This window comes from Mesonia oceanica, from assembly GCF_902499555.1.
Taxonomy (GTDB): Bacteria; Bacteroidota; Bacteroidia; order Flavobacteriales; family Flavobacteriaceae; genus Mesonia; species Mesonia oceanica.
Map to the genome: position 1 here is coordinate 60,607 of NZ_CABVMM010000002.1, position 26,273 is coordinate 86,879.

At 32.1% G+C, this 26,273-nt stretch carries 8 protein-coding genes; all 8 read left to right on the top strand.

Annotation, left to right across the window (positions count from 1 at the left end; all coding sequences use genetic code 11):
• Positions 1-142 precede the first annotated feature (142 nt).
• The 8 genes from FVB9532_RS02245 (at position 143) to FVB9532_RS02280 (ending at position 26,095) form a co-directional block, all read left to right on the top strand.
• On the top strand, positions 143-3,205 hold the full coding sequence (locus FVB9532_RS02245) for a hypothetical protein (protein ID WP_150543591.1): 3,063 nt from the start codon (positions 143-145) through the stop codon (positions 3,203-3,205).
• Positions 3,202-4,569, top strand: coding sequence for a hypothetical protein (locus FVB9532_RS02250; RefSeq protein ID WP_150543592.1), 1,368 nt, complete (start codon positions 3,202-3,204; stop codon positions 4,567-4,569). The genes FVB9532_RS02245 and FVB9532_RS02250 overlap by 4 nt, the downstream gene beginning before the upstream one ends.
• A 9-nt stretch (positions 4,570-4,578) precedes the next feature.
• Positions 4,579-10,950, top strand: a complete 6,372-nt coding sequence (locus FVB9532_RS02255; RefSeq protein ID WP_150543593.1) for a hypothetical protein — start codon at positions 4,579-4,581, stop codon at positions 10,948-10,950.
• A 4-nt stretch (positions 10,951-10,954) separates the two neighbouring features.
• Complete coding sequence (locus tag FVB9532_RS02260) at positions 10,955-18,811, top strand: Ig-like domain-containing protein (protein WP_150543594.1); 7,857 nt, start codon at positions 10,955-10,957, stop codon at positions 18,809-18,811.
• Positions 18,812-18,834: 23 nt separating this feature from the next.
• Positions 18,835-19,554 carry a hypothetical protein gene (locus FVB9532_RS02265; RefSeq protein WP_150543595.1) on the top strand — a complete coding sequence of 240 codons (720 nt, stop codon included), beginning with the start codon at positions 18,835-18,837 and terminating at the stop codon, positions 19,552-19,554.
• 577 nt (positions 19,555-20,131) lie between these two features.
• Positions 20,132-23,830, top strand: coding sequence for a hypothetical protein (locus tag FVB9532_RS02270; protein ID WP_150543596.1), 3,699 nt, complete (start codon positions 20,132-20,134; stop codon positions 23,828-23,830).
• A complete protein-coding gene (locus FVB9532_RS02275) occupies positions 23,827-25,176 on the top strand; it encodes a fibronectin type III domain-containing protein (RefSeq protein ID WP_150543597.1) in 1,350 nt (449 codons plus the stop codon). Before FVB9532_RS02270 ends, FVB9532_RS02275 begins: the two co-directional genes overlap by 4 nt.
• A gap of 1 nt (position 25,177) precedes the next feature.
• Positions 25,178-26,095 carry a hypothetical protein gene (locus tag FVB9532_RS02280; protein ID WP_150543598.1) on the top strand — a complete coding sequence of 306 codons (918 nt, stop codon included), beginning with the start codon at positions 25,178-25,180 and terminating at the stop codon, positions 26,093-26,095.
• The last annotated feature ends 178 nt before the right edge of the window (positions 26,096-26,273 follow it).

The window sequence follows — 26,273 nt, forward strand, 5'->3', positions numbered from 1 at the left end:
AATTAGTGAAAATTTAAACATAAACTAATTAAATCTATAATGTTATTATTTGATTAAATTATATTTTATGTAGTTAATAACTATATAGTTTAATAAAATAAATGATTAGGTTTATAATGTTATTAAAATTACTACTTAAATTATGTATTTTTTTATAGATCCAGCAAACTTAACAACGCAGAGTGATACTGAAGCTTATGGTCCAATTAGTATAATTGATAATCCAGACGGATCACAAAGTAGCGTTGACCCAAGCCAAAAATTTAATGTAACCTCTTATTTTAGTTTAATAAATGAAGCAAAAGCCTTTGCATGTGTTGATGGTCAATTAATTGTTCAGCAATCTAATGTTGATAATTCTTTAGTAAATATTATTATAAAACCATGTTCTATACTTGATGTGCCGATTGAAGTAGAATACTATATTTATAGGGGTATATTGAAGAGCTCACTAATCGATGAGCAAAACAATTCTATATTGCCGCAAGGAACTGGGGTAAATGATTTAATTAATAGAATATGGCAAGATCCACCTTCTGATGCTTCTTATGGTACATTAGGTTATGATGATGGGGAGTTAAATAGTAATGTAAATATAGAAGATGTGTTTAATTTTTTAATTCCAGGTATTGATTCTGTATATATAATGGAGGGTGAATGGTTAGGAATGTTTTCTAATATTCACAAAATTGGATTTGAAGTTATATTAAAATCAGATAATTTTTTGGTTAACCTTAATTATGTTAGAAGTTCAGGCTATGTTATTGATGTAACAAATTTATCGGGTATCAATGAAAGGGTTAAAAGAGAAGAAATATTAAATTTTTTAGATCCCGCGGCTTTATATGGCATGCATTTTAATGAGGGTGTGAAGTATTATGACATAAATGCATCTAATAATACTCAAACTACTAGCACAAATGCTAGTAATAATAAGTTTTTATATACTAAATTAATTGAAAAATTTTACTCGAAAAATAAGATATATATTGATATACGAAGTGAAAAAGGATACTCTTATAATTTTTATCAAAATTACAAGGTGTCTGGTACAGACTCTAATAATATCCAAATAAGAACTCAATCAGGCAATAGCTCTCTTAATGCACAGGAATATCAAACAAATCAATGGCCTATACTCATCTTAACAGCTATCCACGCTTCAGGAAATGAAAACTCTTTAAAACTTAGTTTACGAATAGATGATAACATAAGTCCTATTCTTTATACTAAAACCAATCTCAATAAAGATGTTCGAAATGTAGCTAATACAAGTAGCACTAATGTTGGTTCTCGTTACTTTAAAACGAATCAGCTTATAGGTAATGAAACGAATTCAGATCACACAACTTGGACAAATGTATTTAGAATACTTTTTCCAAATACACAGTCAGGAACTTCCCGTGCTTATATAAGCAATTATGTGAGATTGCATTATTATAGAACTAAGCACAATTTTAATAATGCTAATAATAGTGTTTTAGAAAATATACATTATTATGATTCTGCATTTTGTTCTATTGATATCCCACAATTTAGCTTGCCAGATAATTTAGATGTCGGATCTGTTGAGAGCACTAATCCTATATATGTTAGAGAGCCACTGCATTATGATGCAAATCATCCAAATTATGATGCTAATTATAACCTTGAAGGAACTGGGAATTTTGAGCTAAATATGATTAATGGTGCCTACTGGGGAGATAGCCTTGTACTTATGTATGCAAGAATTGAGTATGAAAATACAGCAAAAACTTCTGAAAAAGAATATTTAAACACTTATGATCAGCAACTATCTTCGTTCGAGCAGAATTATTCTTACAGGTTATTTAGAGACAGACTAAAATTCTTATGTAGAGAATATAATATCACAGGCAATAATAATACTACTAAAATACCAAGCATCAATTTTTTTAGAAGTAATGATTTAGCTGATTCAGGAAAAAATTATAAGGAAAACTGTATGCTATTAGGTTTGACTATTGATGAAATGATTTCTATAAAAGCAGATACACAATTAAGTGATAACCATCAACGTTTTATTCATTTAGAACCTTTAGCGGGAAACCCCCAAGAAGATAATAATAACAATAGATATTTTTCTTATACAGTAAGACTACAAGGCTTTGATTCTAATCAGCATGCAGATATTGTAACACCACAATATAATAGTAATGACATTATAGTGTATAGCAGGGATAACCAATTTTTTAGTTCTTATGCCTTTGCAGAGAATGAAGATATTACAGCATTACAAGACGGAACTATTTTAGATCATCGAATAGAATTTCGAGTTTATCATGATGGAATCGTCAAAATAACTGATAATCTAGATTTAGCGTTGGCTTTAGCATATGACCAAAATAGGATTCATTATGTATATTATGATGCCAATGATAATACTTCTGAAATGCAAGGAATATCTGAAAATGCAGCTGGTACAGAAAATGGTTTTGAATTGGTTATGGCTGATAAAATGAGGCGTAAAAGGTACTCAAGAACAGCAATAGATTATCCAGAAGCTGAATTCCCTAATTTAAATACGTTAACGTTCATAGATAATTATCAACTATATGGAATAACTAATGTTAGTGCAGGAAACACGTATTCTAATGAGAGAGGAGATATATTGGCGAAGCCTGCTTCTAATGTTGGTTTTAGATGGTATAGAAACCAAAAGTGGGAATATGAAAATGAAGTAGCTAAATGCTTTTTAGTAAAATTTATTAGTAATAGAAATCCAGACCAAGGTAATCCAATTACATTATTAGAGTTTACAAATATTAATCCCAACATTAACCTCCGCTATCATCAAACAATGAGATTGTATCCTAGTCTTGAAGTAGCAGCTGCCATGATAGGCGCTCTAATTATGTTTAATAATAATGTTCAATGTACAGGATTTGCCTATGTGGATGCTAGTTGTTACCCTAGCGCTTTACACGTTAATGGGGAGTCAATTGATACAAGCTATCAAGGCACTACTGAGTTAAATGTTAGTTTTATTAATGCGCTTCGTGCTTTTGGATTTAGCTATTTTAGAATAGGTGTAACGGGACATAATACTTCAGATAGTATTTACAATCATACCGATTTTAACAACATCAGAAGAGATATATTTAGGAGAGACTCATCAGGTACTTTACACTCTACTCATTTACACTCAGAACAAGTTACACTTAAAAATGGAGACAGGGTTATATGATAATACGTAATTATATATTGTCTTTTTTGCTTTTGTTTCAACTATCATGTAAAGATAAAAATGAAACAAATAATCAAATAAATATTGTAAGTGAAGACAATGTAGCTGAAGAATCTTATATTAAAAAATATTTTAGTACTACTGATATACCATATCTTTTAAAGGAAGAAGTTGATTCAATTTTGGTTAATGAAGAAAAGATTAAGAATGATAAGAACTATAGAAATCAATTTATAGGAAAAGCAAGAGGTAGAAAAAGTGCTATAAGAAAATTTCATTTCACATCATATAAAGGAAAGAAAGTCCCTGCACCTTTCAAAAGGTTTTTATTGCCTAATGAATTAGAACAATTCAATAAAGATTCTTTAGCCCAATTTATAATTCTGTATGAATTATATAAACAAAGGTTAAAAAAGGTTGCCACTATTATTAAATATGATTTATTGACCCATGACGAAATTCAAAAGTTAATTCAAAGCTCATTTAAAGATAGTATTCATTACAAAGAATTAGCAAAAAAGCGTTTTTTAGAAGATAGTATTAAATTCTCAATAAAGTATAATAGAATAACAGATAGCTTACAAAGTATTATTCATCCTATAGATTCTATATTACCTTTTGGTCCCAAACCTCTAGGCCAACTTGTAGAAAACAATAAAAATTTTTTAGGTTTTTATATTAAACAAGGTGATTCTATTACAGAAAAGAAAAAAAAGGAAAGAAAAGATATCTATGATATTTGGATGTATTTTCTAAAACTGCATCCTTATGTAGATGCAGATTTATCTGAAGATTATGAGGAGAAATTATTGCCGCCAATTGAAAACTACGAAATAGTAGAGAATACTCTTTTATCTACGTTGATACAAGATGGTTATCAAAAGGAATATAACCCGGTAAATGGAAGTTTTGTAACACGATTATCTAATATTAATAATTATGAACTTTATTATACAACAACAGGAGTAGACTATCCTATAGGTTGTGGTGCGTTTGCAAAAAAAGAAGAAGATTGCTGCTTTGCTAAAGATGGTTATGATTGTAACAGTACAGGCTATTTAATTCTTTATAATCGTGAAGAGAAGTTCGCCACAGTTATTCCTGCCTATATTTTAAATAATTCGCAAAGTTATGGGTTTCAAATACAGTTTTTTTATGTAAGTAATAATACAATTTTTATATATCAAGGTTATTCTATGTATAATTGGTTTGTAGATAAAAATGGAATGCTTGATCGATATCTACATCATAAAGATGGAAGTACAACTAGTGCCAGAGGTTACAAATCTGTTGGTCTAGCAAAGGCTTATGAGATAAAAATTCTAAATAATAATGAAGTCAAAGTATTTAAAATAAAAAAATAAACATATATTATGCCTAGATATATACCACCATTATCATTACTTATTTCAGTAAATGATTTACCTTCTAGCTTAGGCTTTGTAGAAAATAGTTTAAACTCGATTTTTTCCAAATTATACTTTAAAGACTTCTATTCTGAAGGAAGCATTCATACCCATGAAGTTAATTATAATATTACAATTGTTAGTTTTGAAAGATTAGGACTCAACATTGGTGGCGAAGAAGGTTTTTCTTTAATACTTAATCCTAGCTTTGTAGAAGGAAACACTTCAGAATTTCCTATGTCAATACTGTATAATTGGCCATTACTAAATTATATAAGAAGTTTTGATATTGAAACATTTGATTTCTCAATAGAAGCTATTTACAATTTGCTATTAGATATAGGGAACATTGATGAAGCTCAACTATTAAGTACACTAGTTAATGTTTTCTATCCTGATTTTGCAGAAGATGAAAGCGAAGACACATTTCAGAAATTTATAGATGATTTTAATACCAATAATAATCCTGCAACACCGCTTACATATAATATATTAAGTAGTGAAAAAGAAATAATAGAAGATTTAATTACACAGTTATCTTCTAATGGTAATGAATATTCGGTTTTTGACATTGCACTAAATGATTACTTATCAAGCGATGATGATTTTGGTTCTGTTCAAAAAAAATTAGAACGCTTATTTTATGATGTATTTGGAAATTTTAAAATAGATAACTTCCAAAATTTTCTTGTTCCAAATTTTTCAGCTTCTCTAAACAGTCTATTTTTAGCTCTTGAGTTTCCTAGAACTTGGTTAAAGCCAATCAATCCATCTACTTTAGAAGTTATAGAAGACGAGGCGGTAAAATCAAGGTTGACATACAATGCAGGAAGTTTATCATATCATTCAGAAAAAGGTTTTGAGTTCGGTCAATTGGATTCCTTTGATTTGACTCCGTCCCAAATAGGAAATACGGGACTTTCAATAGATATTAATAATTTAAAATTTGATTTTAGAACTGATAAAAATATCCCAGAAGCAGATGCCGATGGTCGCCCAACAAATTTTCAAGGAGTTTATGCTGATTTAGTTTCGATTGGCCTACCAAAGGCTTGGTTCTCCAATACCGATGTATTCAGTCTTCAAATTGTGGGAAGAAACCTTCTTATTGGTACCGGTGGAATTTCAGGGACAATTTCTTTAGAAACCGTTGCCGATAACAACCCCAATAATGGAAATGATTATTTAACTACCGAAATAGGAGGCTGGGGGATTGGCTTTAATTATTTTGACCTTACTTTTAAGCAAAATGTCATTACTTATAGCCGTTTAGAAGCACGTTTAGAGATTCCTGGGCTGGCAAAACAAAGCGGGGGTGACGATTACTTATACATGAGTGGTGATCTTAACACAGAAGGTGATTTTAATTTAACTTTTAGCAAACCCGATGGTATAGAATTTACCCTTTTCAATTTTGTTACGTTTAATATTACTTCTGCAAAATTGGGTAGGTTGGATAATGATTTTTATATCGGTGCTTCCTGTGAAATCTGGTTCCAGAATGGGATTATGGACAAAATTTTGGGAGGGCGGAAAATAGTTGTTCCAGAAATAAATTTTTACGATAACGGTCGGATGGAAATCGTGGGGGGTACCACTTCTATACCTGTTAACGTTAGCCTTAATCTTGGTCCGGTAGAAGTAGCAGTCACTGGCATTCATTTTGGTTCTCACCAAGAAAATGATAGAAAATATAATTATTGGGGATTTGATGGAGCCATCAGTCTTGACCCATTAGGAATTGATGCCCGTGGAGAAGGTATAAAATATTATTATACCGTCGATAATGATGAGCATGGAGGCAATGGAGATTCTTTTTTAAGGATACAAACCATCGAGGTTGATATGGTGATCCCAGGAAGTGCCAGTCCTGAAAGTGCGATGGCCATTATTCACGGAATGTTATCCATTCCCCAGCCCGGTGATTCTCCGGAATATATTGGGGAAATGACTCTTAAATTACCTCAACCAAAGATAACTGCCTCGGCATCTATGCGATTAATGCCCAAATATCCCGCTTTTGCTGTAGATGCTGCCGTAAGTTTCCCGGCACCTATACCTTTAGGTCCAGTAGGGATTTATGGATTTAGAGGTTTACTAGGGTACCGTTATGTAGCGGAAAAAGAAGCTGTAGGATTAACCTCAGGACAAGATTCTTGGTATGATTATTACAAATATCCACCACAGGGAATTCATTTATCTAAATTTAGTAATCCTGAAGAAACCGAAGGTTATCAAAATCCAATAGCAGTAGGAGCGGGAGCAGTAGCAGGAACATTATTCGATGGAGGAGAGACTTTATCGGTTCGGGCGATGTTGCTTCTTTCTTTACCCTCAGTATTTATGATCGATGGTCGTGCCAATATTTTGAGTAAACGACTGGATATTGTAGGAAGCCCTGAACCACCGTTCTTTGCAGGAATGGCCTGGGGAGACAACTCCATTGAAATGTGGATTGGTGCCGATTATCAAATAGGAAGTAACGGATGGATTTTAGACTTATATGCTGAAGTGCAAGCAGGGTTCTTTTTCAATAATCCTTCTAATTGGTATGTGAATTTTGGTACTAAACAAAAACCGATGACTGCCAAAGCACTTACGTTATTTGAATCACAATCCTATTTAATGCTATCTGCCAAAGGTATTTCTACAGGAGCTAGAGCAGATTTTAAATTAGAGAAGAGATTTGGTCCAGCTAAAGTAAAAGTATCTGCATACGTAGAGATTGGTGGAGATATTAGTTTTGAAAGATCACAAATAGGAGGTTATGTAGCTGCAGGAGGTGAAATTAAGGTAGATATTTGGATTGTAAAACTAACGATTGGTTTAGATGCACTATTATCGGTAGAAGCCGCAAAACCATTCTTGATCTATGCTGAATTAAAAATAAGAGCATGTGTGAAAATTGTTTTTGCAAAAGTATGTAAAAGCTTTACCGTTAAACTGAAATGGGAATTAAACTCTTATGTAGATAGAACTCCAATTCCTCCTTTACCTTATCAATCTTCTGGTAATCAAAAAAATCGAACTAAAGAGTTGGTGAAAGGTGTACATATGCTTACCAACGAAACTTTTGATGTTCAATTTTTAGATGTAAAAACCAATAACGCTACTTGGCAACCCAATGCTTCAAGTATTAATGAAATAATACCATTAGATACGTATATAGATATTAAAACCATAAAAGGTTTAATTCCTAATATACCTTCTAGTAAAATTGGTGGTTATACTTCAGGAGCTAATAACTATACAGATATTATTCCACCGGAAAAAGTAGTTCGTGGAGGGATGGAGTTACGCCAAGTAAAACATAAATACTCTATTGAAGAAATAGAGCTAAAAGCTTACGACGGTAGCAATTGGGTAGATTATGAACCTTTTAAAGCAGTAGTTAAGGAAGCGGATAGGAGTGGTTTGCCTAGTCTTATAGGATACTGGCAGAAATCTGGTAAACAGTATGATACGATTAGAATTTTGGCTAGCAATCCGTTCACTTATACAGAATCTGGCGAGCCGGGTTGGTTTATTCCAGAACAATATGGGATTACTCCTTCTTCTTTATTCTGTGAAGGAATTCAGCAAGAATTAACCTGCTTAGACTTTCTAAATAAACCATTAGGAAGTACTTATTACCCACCTTCGCAATATATTGGTCATTTTATTAACGGAGCTTATTTTACTCTAGATGGAATATATTATATTAATGAAGAACCTACTAATCAATTTGAAATTGCACAAGTTGATAATCCCCATGGAAAGCAACAATCTCTAAAGTTTAGTAATGAGGACGATTTAGTGATCATTTTACCTAATCCGGTAGCTGAAGTTCATTTAAAGCTGACCACCGATGCACAAGGAGTTAGGATTGATTTTTATTCTTCGTTGGTTACTGATAACATATTACCTAATCATCAATTAGTAAATCAAGTTTATAAAACGAAAACAGAATTATCTCAAGAGGTTACTTATGTAAATTCTACCAACCCCATTATAAAAATAATTATTCGTCCCGATGAAACCGACACCGATACTATCGACAATCTGCAATTACAAATAGCAGAGCTTTATGATGTTAGTTATCAAGAAGCAAAAGGTGAAGTAGGAGGTAGTGTACCAAAAGATATGGAACGATATAATTACCTATTAGAGCAAATAAATAGTTTACAGTCAGTGGGGTGTAAAACCGAGAAAAATAACGATAAAGAATGCCGTCCTGACGAAAAGTTGTGTAATGATCTATACGACCGGTTATTATATCTTTTTGAAAATTGTTTTCCGATCCCCTTAAATTCTTTTCAACAATTAGACACCAAATGTTTTGACGAATTCTTAGGTTTATTAGAACAATATTCTAAAAGTATTTATGAAAATATTAAGGAAGAGTGGAATACTTACTTATTCCTATTAGAAAAAATTAAACAATGGAAAAGTGATAGGGATATTGACATGGATATTTACCTTCATTTTAGAAACACTGCTTATACAATTATCGATATAGTTAAAGAGGTAGGTGATTGTGATTGCAAGGATAGCTGTGATATTAATGAAAGAGTTTGTTTTTATAAGAATCAATTTACTGTTTTTTATATTTATTATTTCAATATCTCTAATCCTGAACAAATAAGGGATAACTTACCTTTCTTTAATTATTTACTGAATATAATGGAAAGAGATATATTAAATTCTTCTTATCCTTTTGATAAAGAATTTATTACTGAATTTTATCCACTTTTCGAAGCTTTTTATAGTTTAAATATTAAACTTAGAAAAGAGAGTAACTGGGAACTATATTTAGAGTTTAAATCTTTATTTGAAAATATAATTAGCTTTTTTAATGTTCAAGGAAATTGCAATTGCGATGAAGGAGGAAGCGTAAAATTAAATTGTAGCACCTCTCTTCAGGAGTTATGCTGGCTAACATTGGAAGATTATGAATACAATCAAACCATACCCGGGCAAGGAGATATAGATCAGCAATATGAAGACATGGTTGCTGCTGTTCAAAATACAGCACAGCCTATCTGGAGACCTAACACCAAGTATTATATGCGCTTTAGATTGAAAGATATAGTAGATAATGGGGAAAACGAAAGAAATTTTGATTATTACTATGCTTTTAAAACAGTAGGTCCACTTGGGCATTACCATAAACATCCAGAAGTAGCAGAATTACCAAAAGAACATCCATTAGCGTCACTTACTAATTATATAGATTACGATAAATCTTATCCTGATGCTAAAGGGAATTTGTTAAAAGCAAAACCTGTTTTTTATGGAAATGAAGAATGTAAAATTAGTCTTTATTTCATTAAACCGATGGTTTATCATATGCTGAAGAGTTGGGATTCTTATGACTCGCTAGATTCTTTAATGGGTAAAATGCATATTATTATTAAAGATCCTGTAAATAATACAGTGATCCCTTATCCATTACCGGTAGAAGAGTATGAAGATAGCATACCCCTTACCGATAGCGAAGATTGGAACCAAGATGAAAACCCTATTACTTTACTTCATTTGCAACAATTGAATAATATGATAGATTTTGTCTCTAATAATGCAAATGAAATTACTTGTACGCCAAAGCTAGGAGAAAGTTTAGTACCTAATGTTCCGGTTTATGAAACGGTGCTTACCAATTTAAAACCGAATAAACTCTATACAGCCTTAGTCTACAATGCTTTTGATAAGAATGGTAATGATGAATTATCCTTAGATGAAAGTGAATTGATACACGAGTATGTTTTTAGAACTTCTAGGTATTTAAATTTTGAGGAACAAGTAAATAGCTATCAATTACAAAGTCAAGAGAAAGATGGAACTATTAATTATGCTCAAGCAGTTTATTCAATAGAAAAATCTTTTTCCACTTCAGAAATAAATGAAGCTTATCAGGCTATTTCTAATCCTAATTATTCAGGAGATGAGCAATTAGCGCTTCAATTTTATCATTTATTTGATAGAGTATTTGAAGGGATATTAGGTTTTACTCCTTGGGATCCTCCTACCACAACAGAATTTAATAAAATAATAGATAAGAATACCAATAAGGTCATCGCACTTTTAATTAGAAATCCAGAGCCTTTTAATATTCCTAAAATACCTGAGGATATAATTTCTGATACATTAAAAGTAATGGAAAATCAATCTTCCGAAGCTTCAGGTTATCATTATCTGTATGCTAAAGATTATTCACAGGTGCTTGTGATGAATAATAGTAAATCAATCATAGACATTTCCTTAAATTTTATGTTCAAGTATAAAGTTTGGCTGGGAAATACCTATAGCAATCAAAGTCAAGTTTACGTAGAGAACATTATCATCAATCCAGAAAATTAATAAAATGAGCTATTTATATCAATACGATCAACCTGGTGTGAGAATAGAAAACATTAAAGAGATTAATGGTTATTCTTATGTGCTAGGTTGGGAATACAATAATAATCAAACCCCTAAGGTAAATTTATATGTTTCTAAAATTGATTCTTCTGGAAATCAAGTTTGGCAAAAAAGATTTAAATATCCCGACGCAGTTAATAGTGGTAGTGTTAAAATTCATTTTGAAGATATCACTGAAGCAAGTTCCAAGGAATTGCTGTTACTTGCCTATGATGATGTGCAGGCTTTGATATTAAAGATTGATGATGATGGAAATTTAATTTGGGTAAAGAAATATTACGATAAAAATAATACGCAATTATATTATAATAGGTTAAGCTTCCGGCCAAGACTTCATACACTCTCAGAAGAATATTCCATATTGGTTGTTCAAGATATTCATTCCTATAATGGTGGGGTAAGAAGGTTAGATTATCGTTTTATAAAATTTCAAAACGATAATGGAAATTTTGTGGATAATAAAATTTTAGAGACCACAAATCCCAAAATAATTATCCGTGACCAACAAAGTTTTAAGGAGACCATTGTTTTGGCGGGATCTGATGGTAAAAATATCTGTATTTTTTATGTGGATATTAATTTAAGATTATCAAATACTTACAAATTTAATTTAGGTAAAAGTAATTCAAAGAGAAATTACTTGCATTTGTTTAGACTTTCTTCTATAAAAGAAGGAAAGTTTTCAGCAATGGGAGGTTACTGGTCAGATCAAGGTAATTATATATTTGTAATGAATTTTGACTTTTATGGTCTTAAGGCAACTAATTCCATAAATATTTCAGATAAACCTTGGAGTCAAATTGCTCAAGATATAGAAAATGTTAGTGATGATCATTTAATCTATTATAGAGGTAATCTTCATTCTTTAAGTAATTCTTTAAATTTAAATTGGACAAGAAAAGTTGAAATAGCCGCTATCAATAAAAGGCTTACACCAATTAATTTAAATGAAAATTATATTTACTCCTATTACTCTTATCCTTATCAGAGAGGGTATTATATCATTTCCAATTCAGGAACGGACTATAAAACTTGTGAAACTGTAGAAGTAGAGGATAACTTCAATTTTGAAAGGTATGAGCTTATTGCATCAACTAATCGTATAGAGCTGAATGCCTTTAATAGTATTGAATATCCTCAACCACAAATTAGTTTACAGACTATAAATATACCTAGTTCAACAGAAATTTGTAAATATCCTACAAAGCAACCTGAAATTGATCTAAAGCAATCTACTATTAGAGTGAAAAATGATTGTTTGCTTCCCGGAAGAATGCAATCCTTAATTTACCTGAAATTAAGAGATACTGAAGGCAATGTTTTAGGAAGTGGAGGAGATAATGTTTCGTTTACTACTAATTTAGGTCAGTTAGGAGCAGTAACCGATTATGGAAACGGTGTATATTCCGTAAGTTTTTCTAGTAATTCTTCGGGAGTTTCTACTATTAAAGCTTTTTTAGATGGTAAAGAACTTCCTGCTTCGGTACAAATAAGAGTATCTAAAGAATGTTTTGATCAGGAAGTAGATATAAAGTTATGTACCATCCAAGCATCTAATAAATGTTTACGCCGTAAAGAAAAATCAATTATAACTATTCGACTTTATGATTCTTCTGGTAATGCCATTATCAATGGGGGAGATCAAGTAGAGGTTTTTACTTCCTTGGGAACTATTTCTTCCATTCAAGATAACGGAGATGGAACTTATACGTGTGAACTTTTAAGTGCTTATGAGGGAATAGCTACCGTATATTTTACAGTAAATGGAAAAGAATCGGTTCAAACCATTGACATCACAATTTCTAAGCAATGTGGATCAACAAAGCCCAATGCAGATAATAGTACCATAACAGCTAGCCCTAATTGTATACATCCCAAAGAAGGACAATCTTTAATTACTATCCAATTATATGATGATAATGGAAACCCAGTATTAAATGGAGGTGCTAATGTAGCTATAAACAATACTGCAGGAAATATTTCCAATGTAACAGATCAAGGAGATGGTAGTTATACCGCTATATTAACCGCTACCGGAGGTTCAGGTACTTTTGTTTCATTTTCAGTAGATGGGGATTCAAGTCAAAATTATATATGGATTAATTTTTCGACTTCTTGTAATATATCAGGGGGTGATTTAACTAACAGTCAGATAAAAACTTCCTCCAATTGTATTGTACCCGATGGGGAAACACCAACAGAAGTTACCGTATATTTACTGGACAATTCAGGTAATCCTTTATTGGTAGGTGGTGATAATGTAGAAATACATACCACACTAGGTAATATTTCTAATACTATTGATAATAATGATGGTACTTATACGGCCTACTTAACCAGCAATCAATCAGGAATAGCTACTTTAACTTTCCTTTTAAACGGAAGTCAAGCCATAAGTTATCGAACAGTTGTGTTTTCAAAATCCTGTGGAGTAGGTATAAATTTAGAGTTGAGTACTATTCATGCTTTACCCTCCTGTATTACCCCTAATGGAGAACAACAATCAACCATTACTGTTCAATTAGTTGATACGAATGGAAATCTAGTAGTAACCGGAGGGCAAAATGTAATTATTCATACTTCCTTGGGTAATATAAGTTTGACTACAGATAATGGGAATGGGACTTATTCAGCTTTACTATCGAGTACAATTACAGGAACAGCTACTCTAAGTTTTTCTATATTAGGGGAAAGTGGGGCTCAACATGCTCAAGTACAAATAAAAGAAAGCTGTGAGGCAGATCCTCTAAATGAAGTTGATTTAGAGAAAAGTACTATCCAAATTATTCCAAATACGGTAGTAGCCAACGGTCAGGATCAAGCAACTATAAAAATTGTATTAAGAGATCAAAATGGAAATCCTGTTAATTTACTCCCCAATAACTTTGGTAACTATCTAGTAAGCATACATAAAATCAATAATTTTGGAGCTGTTAATCCCAACAATGCTGTTTTTGAAAGCACTACTGGTTCTTACATATCATATATCAAGAGCAGTAATATTGGACAAGCTCAAATAGGTTTTTATGTAAATGGAATGCAGGCTTCAGCCTCAGCTACTGTACAGTTTGTTAAAAACGACGATGGTGGCGGTAGTGATGAAGGAACTAAAATTTCTAACACTAGTGTAACGTGGTTGCAATCTCCTAACTTCTATTTGCAAGCAGCAGGATCGCAAGGAAATGACAGTACAAAAGGTATTCATTTAAGGTGGGTACTAAGAGGTGTGTTGGGAGAATTACACTTGCCTAAACGTAATTATGCCACCAATCAATATAATTTTAATAAGCCTAATGATGTTATCAAACTTTACCGAACACGGTACAGAAAATATACTTTTATAGTAAACTTCCAAGAAACTGCACCCACAGTAGTAGATAGTACTAATCATTTATGGATATACCGATATGAACAGCGGGATATCTATATTCATTTTAGAAATACAACTAAGTATGATAATGTAAGAAATAATACAAATCCTATAGAAGACCATGTTTCATTTTTACAAAATTATGGTTCAGAGTTAATTGAAATAGAAACAAAAGAAGAACTCTTTTTTAAAGTAACTTTAAAAGTAAATGAAGAGTTAGCCAATAATGGAAGTGTACAAGCAGAAACCTTATCGGTTTCAAAAAATGTTCCTTTAGCTAATAAAACAGTTTCAGCGAGACAAACATTTACCGGGATTTCTGAAATTTCAAAAATGGTCTTTACCTGTGAAAATGGAATAGGCGTGCGCTATAAAGCATATAATTGTATGCTAACAAGCATTGAGTTTGAATTTTATAGTGATTTCCTTACCCAAGTAAATTCCCAAAGTGATTGGTGGTTTTTAGGGGATTACGCATTAAGCAAAAATGACCAAACCGTATTTAATGCCTTAGAACCTAATTCAGGCGATGTTCATGCGAATTGGTTGCGTTTTAATGATAATGAACATGTAAATGTTGAGAATTATAAAAAGCAATGGAATGGCATATCTGAACCCGGCGACCGAAATATTAAGGAAGTAGTAAGTAAATACATTGATTTAAGTGATAATCAAAATAACCCAATTGCCAACGAATCAATTGCTTTAGATGGTACTGGACAAGATACTACACAAATTTCTAATTTAGATTTATTAAATATGGCAGCGTATGACTTCCATATTGCAAGAATGTTAGGACTGGGTAGTTTAGATATAGACACTGAAGTATTTACAGATCAGTATATTTATGTAACAGAATACGTCACATTTGGAAATCTTCAAGATGGAGAAGGGGCTCGAGAAGTTCAACATTTATCCATGAGTTTACCTACAGGTATTTCAGATGAACGCTTACCTATTCCCATAGATTTAAAAAATATAGTACCCGGCGTATTTTATGGTTATGAAAATGCCCAACCCATTAATTTAACCGATGAAAACGGCTATACTTTTGATGGGAAGACGCGTTACGTAAGTTTATTTACAGAAGAAATACCGGAAACTCTTTCTAATTTACCATTTTATAATAGTTACCAAGAATTTTCTGCTCATTTATATACCTTACCTATTTATGGAGGTTTAGAATACAAAATGGATAATGAAACCACTTGGCGAAAACCAGAACTTTCGAATACAGATGAATATCAAAATGTATTAGGCAATGGAAGCCTAGGTGCTAATGAAACAATTCCCTTGTTACTTCCTGAGTTAGGCAAACCATTCTATGTAGACAATCATACTATCAAAGGTTGGTACAGATACAAGTCTTATGCAATTAATTGGTTTTACAGAGCAAGCCAAAGTGAAATCCAAAAATCGATATATTCAGATATAAAGCCTAATAATTCTTTAATCGCGCCTACTAATGTACGTGCAGTTTTAGTTCAGCCTGAAAGTCCTTTACTGTTAACCTCCGGGAAGGAACAAGAAATGTTAGCGACACTTAAGGCAAATACTAACATAGAAGATAAAACACTAGTTAGATTAACTTATGATTATCACGCATTTCATGAAATTATTAAGTACAGTCTTCCCAATGATTCAACTATAAGTAATCAGGATTATGAGAATGACCCTACTTCAATTTTCACTGATGATGATGAAGTCTTTGCAGAAAGGGCAGAAATCTATTTCAGAAATCAAGTTCCTAATAATATTAGAGGTAAAATTACAGCAGTCAATAATGATTCTAGCAATCCTTTATTGGCAATTTTACAAACAGCTCCTTATAATTTGTCAAGTCAAGGCAATAATGAACAACTTGTTCCTCACATAAATAGCTCTCAGGTAAGTAATTATATAGGTGGAGTTATTAATATTGACGAAAATAGCTATATCATACAATCGATAGATACAAGTGCTACTTATCCTAAATTTAAAGTATATAAAACTCAGGTAACCGATGCCATAACAGGTGAAATCCCTTCATCTACCATTAATCCCGAAGAATTAGAACTTCCGGTAATTACCAATGATGGGTTGTTTATGGCTGTAGAGAATATGCAAAATGCTAGCAGTTGGGGGAATTCAAACCCATTAGCTACAAAAATATTAATTGGTGACAATTGGCCTGTTCACCGTGAAGTGATTGAAGAAAATAATGCAGATGGAAGCGTTCAACGTAAACTCGAAAAAACCAGAGGAATATGGTCTAAAGCAGATGAAAATCATACGACTATTGAAAAAGTACTAGAACCTCAAGAAGTACTTGATGCTAATGGAAACTTGCAATATGATACTAATGGTAATTTAATTACGGAACAGGTTCATAAAGGACTCTATAAAATCACTTTCCACGGAATACAATTGGATCACCATCCACAGCATACTACTTCAATAGGTCAAACCTCGGTAGATTGGGATAAAGGAATAGCTAGAGTATTTACGGAATCTTCTTTAGATTCGAGCAATACTCCTATAAAAAGTCGAAAAACTTTAAAAGTTGGTAAAATAGAAAATATAGGGGAAGCAGAAGATTTAGTAATTTATGTGGATGATCCTGATACGGTAGCCGTACCGGCACAAGATTTAGATCCAATTCCTACAGGAACAAATATCTCGGTTAATTTTTATCCTTCCTATAAAGTATATTTATATGAACAAACTAGTGTAGGTTTAAATGAAGAATTAATTCCTACTTCTAAAGATGTAGATTATTCCATTTTTGGAGTGAGAAGTGAAGATACGAACTATAATTATTTTAGTCCGGTAAGTACACCCGGTTTAATGATGGCTCAACGTATAGTTTTACCAGAACCACCCCAACAACCTTTGGGATCTGATTACGCCACTAGACCTGATTATTTTGGAAGATCTACTTATACTTTCACTACAGAATACAATCATCAACCTTATGGGGTGTTATTCTATCGTAGTAACGATGAAGTCTTATTAAATTCAATCTACTCCAAAGCAACTGTTCAACAAATCAGAACCGCTTTAAAAGACTTGGGAGGACCGGAAGAACCTTTCTTTACAGATCGATGGAAAAATTTTGTAGATTTTTCTACTATTAAAACCGATGGAGACTTCAAGGAATATGACGAAAACGGAATTTCTCAAGGAAGCGGATATAAATTTCCCAACCCGGATAAGCAAGAGTTTTTTGATTGGGCCAATCAAATTCTTCAAAATTTAAATGAGCCCCTTATTACCGAATCTCCCGGACAACTTGCCGTAGGAGATCCTAAAATAGTTGAGTTTTTTAAAGGAGCCATCTATAATGCTTTTGTGCCCTTAACGCGGCTTCCCATCATATATGAACATATTGAAGGGGCTAGTTATCAACCCAAAGATGAAAAGCAAAATATAAAAGATGAAAACGGGTATGCTTTAGCGCCGAACCATCCAGATTTTAAGATGGCGCCTATGATGAAAAAAGTTGGAAATTATAAAACCCAGTTCACCGATTTTAAATTAGATGGAACTTCTTCCAACTACTATTTCTATGGAGTTAAAGAAATGGGATCCCAAATGAAAATAGGGCAATTCAGTCCATTTTTAGGCCCTATCAAATTAGTAAATACCAATGCTCCTAAATCACCTGAAGTAAAGTCAATTAAACCGGTATTAGCCAATGAGCTTACAGGTACTGCTCCTTCGGTGAAAATTAGTATCAATTCTTATCCGAAGGTTCAAAATATTAAAAAAGTAAAACTCTTTCGTTCCCATACGAAAATTGAAGCTCAGTCTATTAGAACAATGAAATTAGTAGCTACTTCTGTTCTTGATGAGATTTCAAATAATGAAGAAGTTTGGACCATAGCAGATACGTTCAATGATCTTCCTCAAGTACCTTACGGAGATGCTTTATACTACAGGGTAATTGTAGAAAGGGAAGTAAAATATGCCGATAAAAATGCGGTTGTCATTACAGAGTTTGCACCCTCACAAGCTTCTAAGATATTAGCGAGTTTAATTGTAGAAAACAAAAAGCCGGAATCCCCTGTATTGGAATATTATTCTACTCCGCCTAATAATCAACATATCATAAGTTATGTAACCTTAACTTGGAATGCCACTTGTTATAAAGGTAAGTATCATGTGTATAAAATGAATAGTCAAGGAAATTGGACTAAAATACATACCGTTCCTAGAACAACTGAAGAAACGATTTATTTAAATTTAGAAGATACTGATCTTCAAGATAGTAGTCTCCTTATTGAGAATGAAGGAAACCCTATTTATCATCACTTTAAAGTAATTGCAGAAAATACATCGGGAATGCTAAGTACTGAAGAAAATATATTAACTATTCATCAAATAGATAATTGGAAAGATATTGGAGGTATTGGAGATATGATTAGCGAGATAACATTTAGAATTAGATAGATAATATTATAAAAACAAAACTTATGGCACAACAAAACCGACAAACCCTAAAATCATATTTTGAAACAGGAGATAAACCTACTGAAGATGAATTTGCAGACCTTATAGATAGTTTTGTAAATAGGTTAGAAGATGATTATGTAGAAAACCTACCCAATGCTTCTACTTCGCAACGAGGGATAGTGCAACAAGCAAGTTCGAGTGAAGTAAATTCAGCGACAAATAATAATAAATATGTCACTCCTTTAGGAGTCAAGAATTCTATTGAAAACTTTGCGCCAGTAACATCGGTAAACGGTAAAACAGGAGAAGTTATTTTAAATATAGATGAAAGCACTTCAAGAGGAACAGTTAATCAAGGTATTGCTAAATTTTATTCAACTAATAATAGTCAGAATTACATACATATACGTCTACCTTATAAAATTAATTCAGATAGTAAAATGTATTATGTAAAAGCCTCTGGTTATGAATACTACGGACATGATATTATAGATGTAATATGGGTGGGGTACTGTTATGCAGGTAATGGTGAAATAATAAATGATAAAACAGTAGTTAATAATTCTAATACTATAACTGCTGGACAATATGCAGGTTCTGATAACCATGTTTATTTGTGGTTTAAACCTTCACGTACTTATTATGTTACTTTCAAATTAGATTTTATGAGAGTAGGGAATGGGACATTCTTAAATGATGGAGATATTCAAATTATTCAGGATCCAAATGCTGCTTTATAGATTTATTTTTATTAAAATAATTCTCACTCAGGATCTTAAATTTTATATTTCATTAATATCTTAAACAGCAGATTTTTATGAAGTATGGATAAAAGATTTTAGCGATCCTGCAAACGTCATTAACGAGTTCTTTAGGTTTACTAAAGTGAATAGTGTAAATAAAAAAATTAATAATCTAAAACTAGTAACTACTTACGAAATAAGATTAAAAGTAGTGGACTATGATTATGGCAAAGTAGAGTTTTCAGATACGATAACGATTCAAACCACTAGTTAAAACTAATTTAGTTATATTAAACCGTAAAGAGAACATATAATTCTTTTCGTTTCTTTAGAATATTTATTTCTTTATATAAGATCATTAGGAATTTTAGTTATGAATAAAAATTATTTTAAACGGTAATTTTTTATTTATTAGGGCTTTACAAGTTTATAAATTGAAATTATAATATAAAAATTAAAATATTAACAATAAATACTTATTCATTTAAGTTAATATATAAGAATCCCCACAAAGTATTTTTTTTTCATTAATCTGCAAATAGTCATGAATTATTTGCACTAAAACTTATTTTCTATGTCAGAAAAACCCATTAAGTCTACATTGTTCAATTTTGTTTCAATTAGAAATCCGCAACTGTTATCGAAAGAAGAGAAAGAAAGGGGATTTATATTTTTTCCAGATACCAGTTTTTCCGAAAGTGCTTATTTAGAAAATATAAGCACTATTAATACACGTGATCAAAGAAGGCAATATCTGTCACAAGTCAGTAATTCATTTAGTTATTATACATCAAGAAAGTTCATCAGAATAAATCGAGAAGAACTTTTCGATTTTTCCTTATGGCTAATGAAAAACAAAAACACCATTACTAAAGCAGAAGCTGAAGAAAAAACAACTAGTTTATCGACATTATCTCTCCAAGACGAAATAGAATTGTGGGATAACCTTTTCTATCAAATAAATACAAAAAAATCAGATGCTGTACGAGAAGCCGCTATTCAATTAATTGTAGCTAATAACTTCATTAAAAAAAATGATTATTCTTCAGATTCAGCTATTTTAATTACTTCAGATGAGCAATTAAGGAGACTCGCTAATGCCTATGTGGTAATTCCAGATCCCATCCCTAGTAATTATATGATAAAAATAAATCCATCGCGTAGAGCTTCCTATAAAGATTTTCAGGTACTGGAAAGTCAAATAGATGCCCATATTGCTAGAATGAAAAAAGGGTATATATCACAAGCTATAGAAGAAATTAACCAAGCTATTCAAATTACCGAAATCACTAATCAAGATGCTTATAATAGGGCTTTACAAGAATATAATGTAAAAGTTGATGAAGCATATAACCAAGCTAAACCTGTAGAAGATCCCGAAACAGGAGAAGTTCATTATGAAGATTTAAACTTACCTGAATTTAGATTTGAAAGGCAACATGTATTTAATGATAGCTTTTTACAAAAAAATGTATCAGGAGAAACCTATAATTTGGTTAAAAATTTAAAACTGGAAGCAGTTTCTGAAGATGAAGATGTGTTAAAGATGCTTGAAGAAAAAATTAAAGAGCAAGAAAATATAATTGACCAAGAAGATAAAAATTTAGCTCGGGATATTTCCTATAGAGGGGTGAAATTTAAAGCAAAGTCTAGAAATATTCCTAAACATACATCTGTAGCTAAAATTACTAAAAGCAATATAGATAAAAATAAAGGCTATTTTTCTTTAAATATTGCCACAGGAAATTCAGATATGGGTGTGACGGCAAATGAATTTATTTTGAATTTTTCAGATAGCTCTTCAATACAAATGAAACCAAATTTTAGTCAAGGATCGGATGATACACTTATATTAACTAGTGATCTTATAGATATTAGTAATACTCCTATTAAAGCAGATGTACTTATTGATTTTGAAGATGGTAGAGAAATTGAAGTTAGTGTTCCTGAGGTAAAAGTTGAAGAACTTCAAATTAAAGACTTTAATGTAAGATCAGATGAATATAATCCAGAGCAAAAAGATATAATTACCTACGGTATACAAAAACTGGGAGTGGCAGACTTTAGAAAGGTAGAACAGGAAGTTTGCTGTTATGTTCCCGGTGAAGTTTCTCATATAGAAAATATATTGGCCAGAGAATATAAAGAACGCTCTACAAGGCAATTGCTAAGTACCGAAAATATAATAGAAGAGATTGAAGAAAAAGAAGTAGAAAAACTCTCAGATACTACCACTACAGAGAGAAATGAATTAGCTACAGAAGTTAGTTCAGTGATTGATGAAAATCAATCTCAAAACCAAGGGGTTTCTACAGGAGTAAGTGGCTCTTATCCGGGAAGCGGGATTAGTTTTTATGCAGATGCATTTATGGAAGGAGCTTCCTCTTCTGCAACCTCAAATTCTAATAGCACATCCCAAACCTATGCACAAGAAGTTGTAGAAAGGGCCTTAGAACGTGTAGTGACCAAAACAACCAAAAAGAGAACCACTAGAATACTTCGTGAATTTGAAGAAAACAACAAACATGGTTTCGACAATAGAAATGGAGATTCTCACGTAACCGGGGTATATCGCTGGGTAGATAAAATCTATAAAAATAAATTAATTAACTATGGCAAACGATTAATGTACGAGTTTAGTGTTCCAGAACCTTCAAAATTCTTTAAATCTGCCATTTTAAAAGAAGTTGCTTCCAATTCAGGTACTTCTAATACTAGACCAGATGGTATTATTTTACCCAGTATGCCAGAAGCACCCACTATTAGTAGTGCAAACAAAATAACCCGATATAATTACATAGATATTGCCTCTACAGTGAATGCTGAAGTAGAAGAGCCACCTAAGGAATATATAAAAATTGGTAAAAGTTTAAAAATACAGTGGTCAACCTCAGGAACAGAAAATAGAGATAAGAAATATAGTTCTGTAAGTGATAAGATTGAAATCCCTGAAGGGTATGTAAGTTTTTCAGGAAAATCTAACTGTCAAATGATGTTTCATCTTACAGGAGCAGAAAGTCCGAAAATTATAACTATGATAGGAACAGACTCCAAAGAATTCAATATTAGTCGAAGTGGTCAAAATATTTATAAGAATAACTCTAGGAGTCACTATATTTCTGGTGATGAATTTGAAGGTGAAATCCCTGTTGGAGCAATGATTTATGATAATTCTTCAGAGGCTTTGGTACAGTTTGAGGTAAAGTGTAAACTAACAGGTGAAGCTTATGAAAGTTGGAAAGTAAAAACTTACAACGCTATTATGGAAGCTTATGAAGAGCGGGTACAGGAATATAACGATGCATTATACTCAAACTTTACTCCAGAAGAGCAAACACAAACAGAGAGAATGCAATTTAATCCGCTTTTTAACCGTACTTTAGAAAAAAGGGAATTAAAAAGGTTGGCTATACAAATGCTTACCAAGCCATTCGCTATTAATTTGGCCAACAATCATTACAGTAATAATACTTCTCTTAATTTAACAGAAAACTTAGACGAACACGCTTCCAGAATTAAGTTTTTTGAGAATGTTTTCGATTGGGATATTATGGCCTATAATTTCTATCCGTACTACTATGCACAAGAAGATAAATGGGCAGAATTATTAAAAGAAAGTAATGGTACAGATAGCGTTTTTCAAGCATTTATGCAAAGTGGGATGGCACGAATGGTAGTGCCGGTACGTCCCGGTTTTGAAGAAGCAGTAGCCTATTACCTACAAACAGGTGACGTTTGGATGGGGAATCAATTGGCTATAGATATGGATGACGATTTGTATGTTTCTATTGCAGAAGAGTTACAATCTACCGAAGGAGAAGTAGAAGAGACATGGGAAACTCGTGTGCCTACAGATCTAACTGTCGTCCAAGCCGGTACTATAGGTCTAAATGTAGAAGGCCTGCCTTGTAATCCGGAATGCGGCGGTGAAGGTACCAATCCTATTCAGCAATCAAACAATTTATTGAAAGGTGTAAGCGATGGTAACAAAACCCGCTATACCCAAAATACGAGTAATGTAATAGATTTAGGTTATGTAGAGGGTAATTTTTGCAATATGGCAAATCCTTCAACAGAAAATACTTATACCTATGTAAATGCTGTAGAGGGAGGTTGGGCACGTGTACTAATAGACACTACCGGAAAAACGGCATTCCCATCAGTGAACAATGCCGAATTACTGTCAAGCGATGAATTTGAACCAGATAGTTTATTTGATTTATGGTTGGAAAATGATGGTGAAAACATTAATTATTTTTTCACAAAAAGATGATCTTAAAAGACATACATAGAAGACGCAAAGAAGGCTATAAACCCAACACCTTTATAGGAGGTGTTGGCGCTTCTCTAAGTTCTCCAAATCATTTTGAACAGTATTTTATTGGTTTAAATGAAGAAGATATTCAAAATTTTCAGATAGATGCCAATAACAATATTTCTTTTTATATAGAAAAGGACTATGACATCAAACAGTTTTTTTTTAAAAATGAAAATGATGCAAGCTATTATATTGATAGTGAAGGATATTTAAAAAAAATTAACCAAGGCTCTTTTAAAGGTTTGCCAAACTTTAAATGTTTTTATTCTCCATCCATGATTTCACATCGATCTGGTGGTGGATATGGAGGTTTTGGAAACATGGGACTTTTAAAAAGCATGTATTTGCCATTATTGGAACATACAGAAAATAGTTTTATAAATAATAACGAGAAAGCAAAACTTCTTTATTTTCCAAACCTTCGGGAAATTTGGCTACAAAACGTTGGACGTAAATCATTTTATGGATTAAAATCGGCTAAACACTTATATATAGCGAATTGTAAAAAACTTCCAGAGATATACAAAGGGTATAATTCCTTACACATATTCAATCAAATATCAAATGGATGTAAAATTTATGCGAATCCAGCTTTGGAAAAAGGTCAAGCTTATTGTGAGTACATTGTCGGAAGTTTAGTTGCTGGCGATACATTTACCGTTAATGACTTAACATATACTGCCGTTGACAGAGCAGCATTGGATACTTCAGAATTCGATATTTCTACTGCAAAAACAGAACATTTAGCGTATGCTATTAATAATGATGAAAGAGTAGGTGAAATAGGTAAGTTGAAGGCACTGTTTTATAAAAATAACATAATGGTTCAATCAAGTGAAACAGGTGAATTGGGAAATGAAACTAAACATTCGTATATAGGTGATTTTGTGTTAAAAAGTTCATCAGCCACTCATTTTATAGGAGGCAACGAACCTAGTTACTGGTTAAAGCTTGCCCGCGATAATTTTGGGGCTCAACTCATTTTTCCAAACGATTTAGAAGATCCTACTCCGGTTGGGGTTCCTAAAGGTTTAAATGTTTCAAGTGTAACTTCTACTTCATTTGACTTGAATTTCACACCACCTATGCCGAATGTAAATGGTAATAACGGATATGAGATATGGCTATATGATGGAATAACAGTATGGCAAAAATATACTCCTTTTGATGTAATTGAAAAATCAGGTGATACTGTAAACGATTTAGAATCTGGAAAGAAATATACATTAAAAATTAGGACGTTTGATGGATTTTATAATCTAGGGAAGTTTAGCGAGGAAACAGTCTTTAAAACTTTATAAAATGATCTTAAAAGACATACATAGAAGACGAAAAGAAGGCTATAAACCCAACACCTTTATAGGAGGTGTTGGGGCTTCTATCAACTCTATAGAAAAATTAGCAGAACTAATAGGGATAAATGAGTCTATTATAAAATTTTTTGAAAATGAAGGGGTTAACATTTCTTTTTGCATAATAGAAGATTATCATATCTCAAGATATAAGTTTAGGAATGATGGGCAATATAAAGACTGGGGACACGGAGACATATTAACATATTATATAGATATTGAAGGAAAATTAAAATCAATTGGTGAAAATTCGTTACAATCACACCCTAATTTAGAATTACTTTATCTTCCAGGTATATTGACATTAAAAAATTCTGCTATAAGGCAAAATGGTTATGATTTTGTTAATTTAAAAAGTCTGAAAGAATTAGGAAAAAGATGTTTTAATGGTTCTCACGTTACTGCAGTATTATCTATAGCACCTTTAGGAGAAGATGGAACTGAAAGTGGAATTTTTAAATATATAAACGACAATGTAACTATATACTGCCCAATCGAAAATGCGACGATTAATAATGGAGAACCTGATGGGGATATTCAATATTTATTAGAGAGAGGCAGTAATGTGGTATATGTTAAGAATTACACACCTTCTGAAAAAATCTTAGATTTATCAATTTCAAATCTAGAAGGAAGCACTTGCCGCTTATATTTTACTCCACCTAACTCAATCAACCCTCTCGATTTTTATGAGGTTTATATTGATGATGGAAGTGTTCTGTCAAAATACAAACCTTTTACTAAGATTTTAGAAAGTGGGCAAACTATTACAGGACTTGCTTCAGGACATTTAAAAATTTCCATAAAAGCAGTTGATGTATATTATAACCTAAGCGAAAAAAGTAATGAAGTATTGATTAATGTATAATAAAAATAAAAAATCTCTCTAAACTAAAAGCACATAGATTTAGCTTATCAATGACTGAAAGACCTATTGATTTATCACTTTTATGTTGAGATATTTTCTAAAAAATCTTTTATAAATATAGATTTTACTACCCTAACAAAGTGCTACAAAAAATTACGGTTTTTAAACCAAAAGTAGA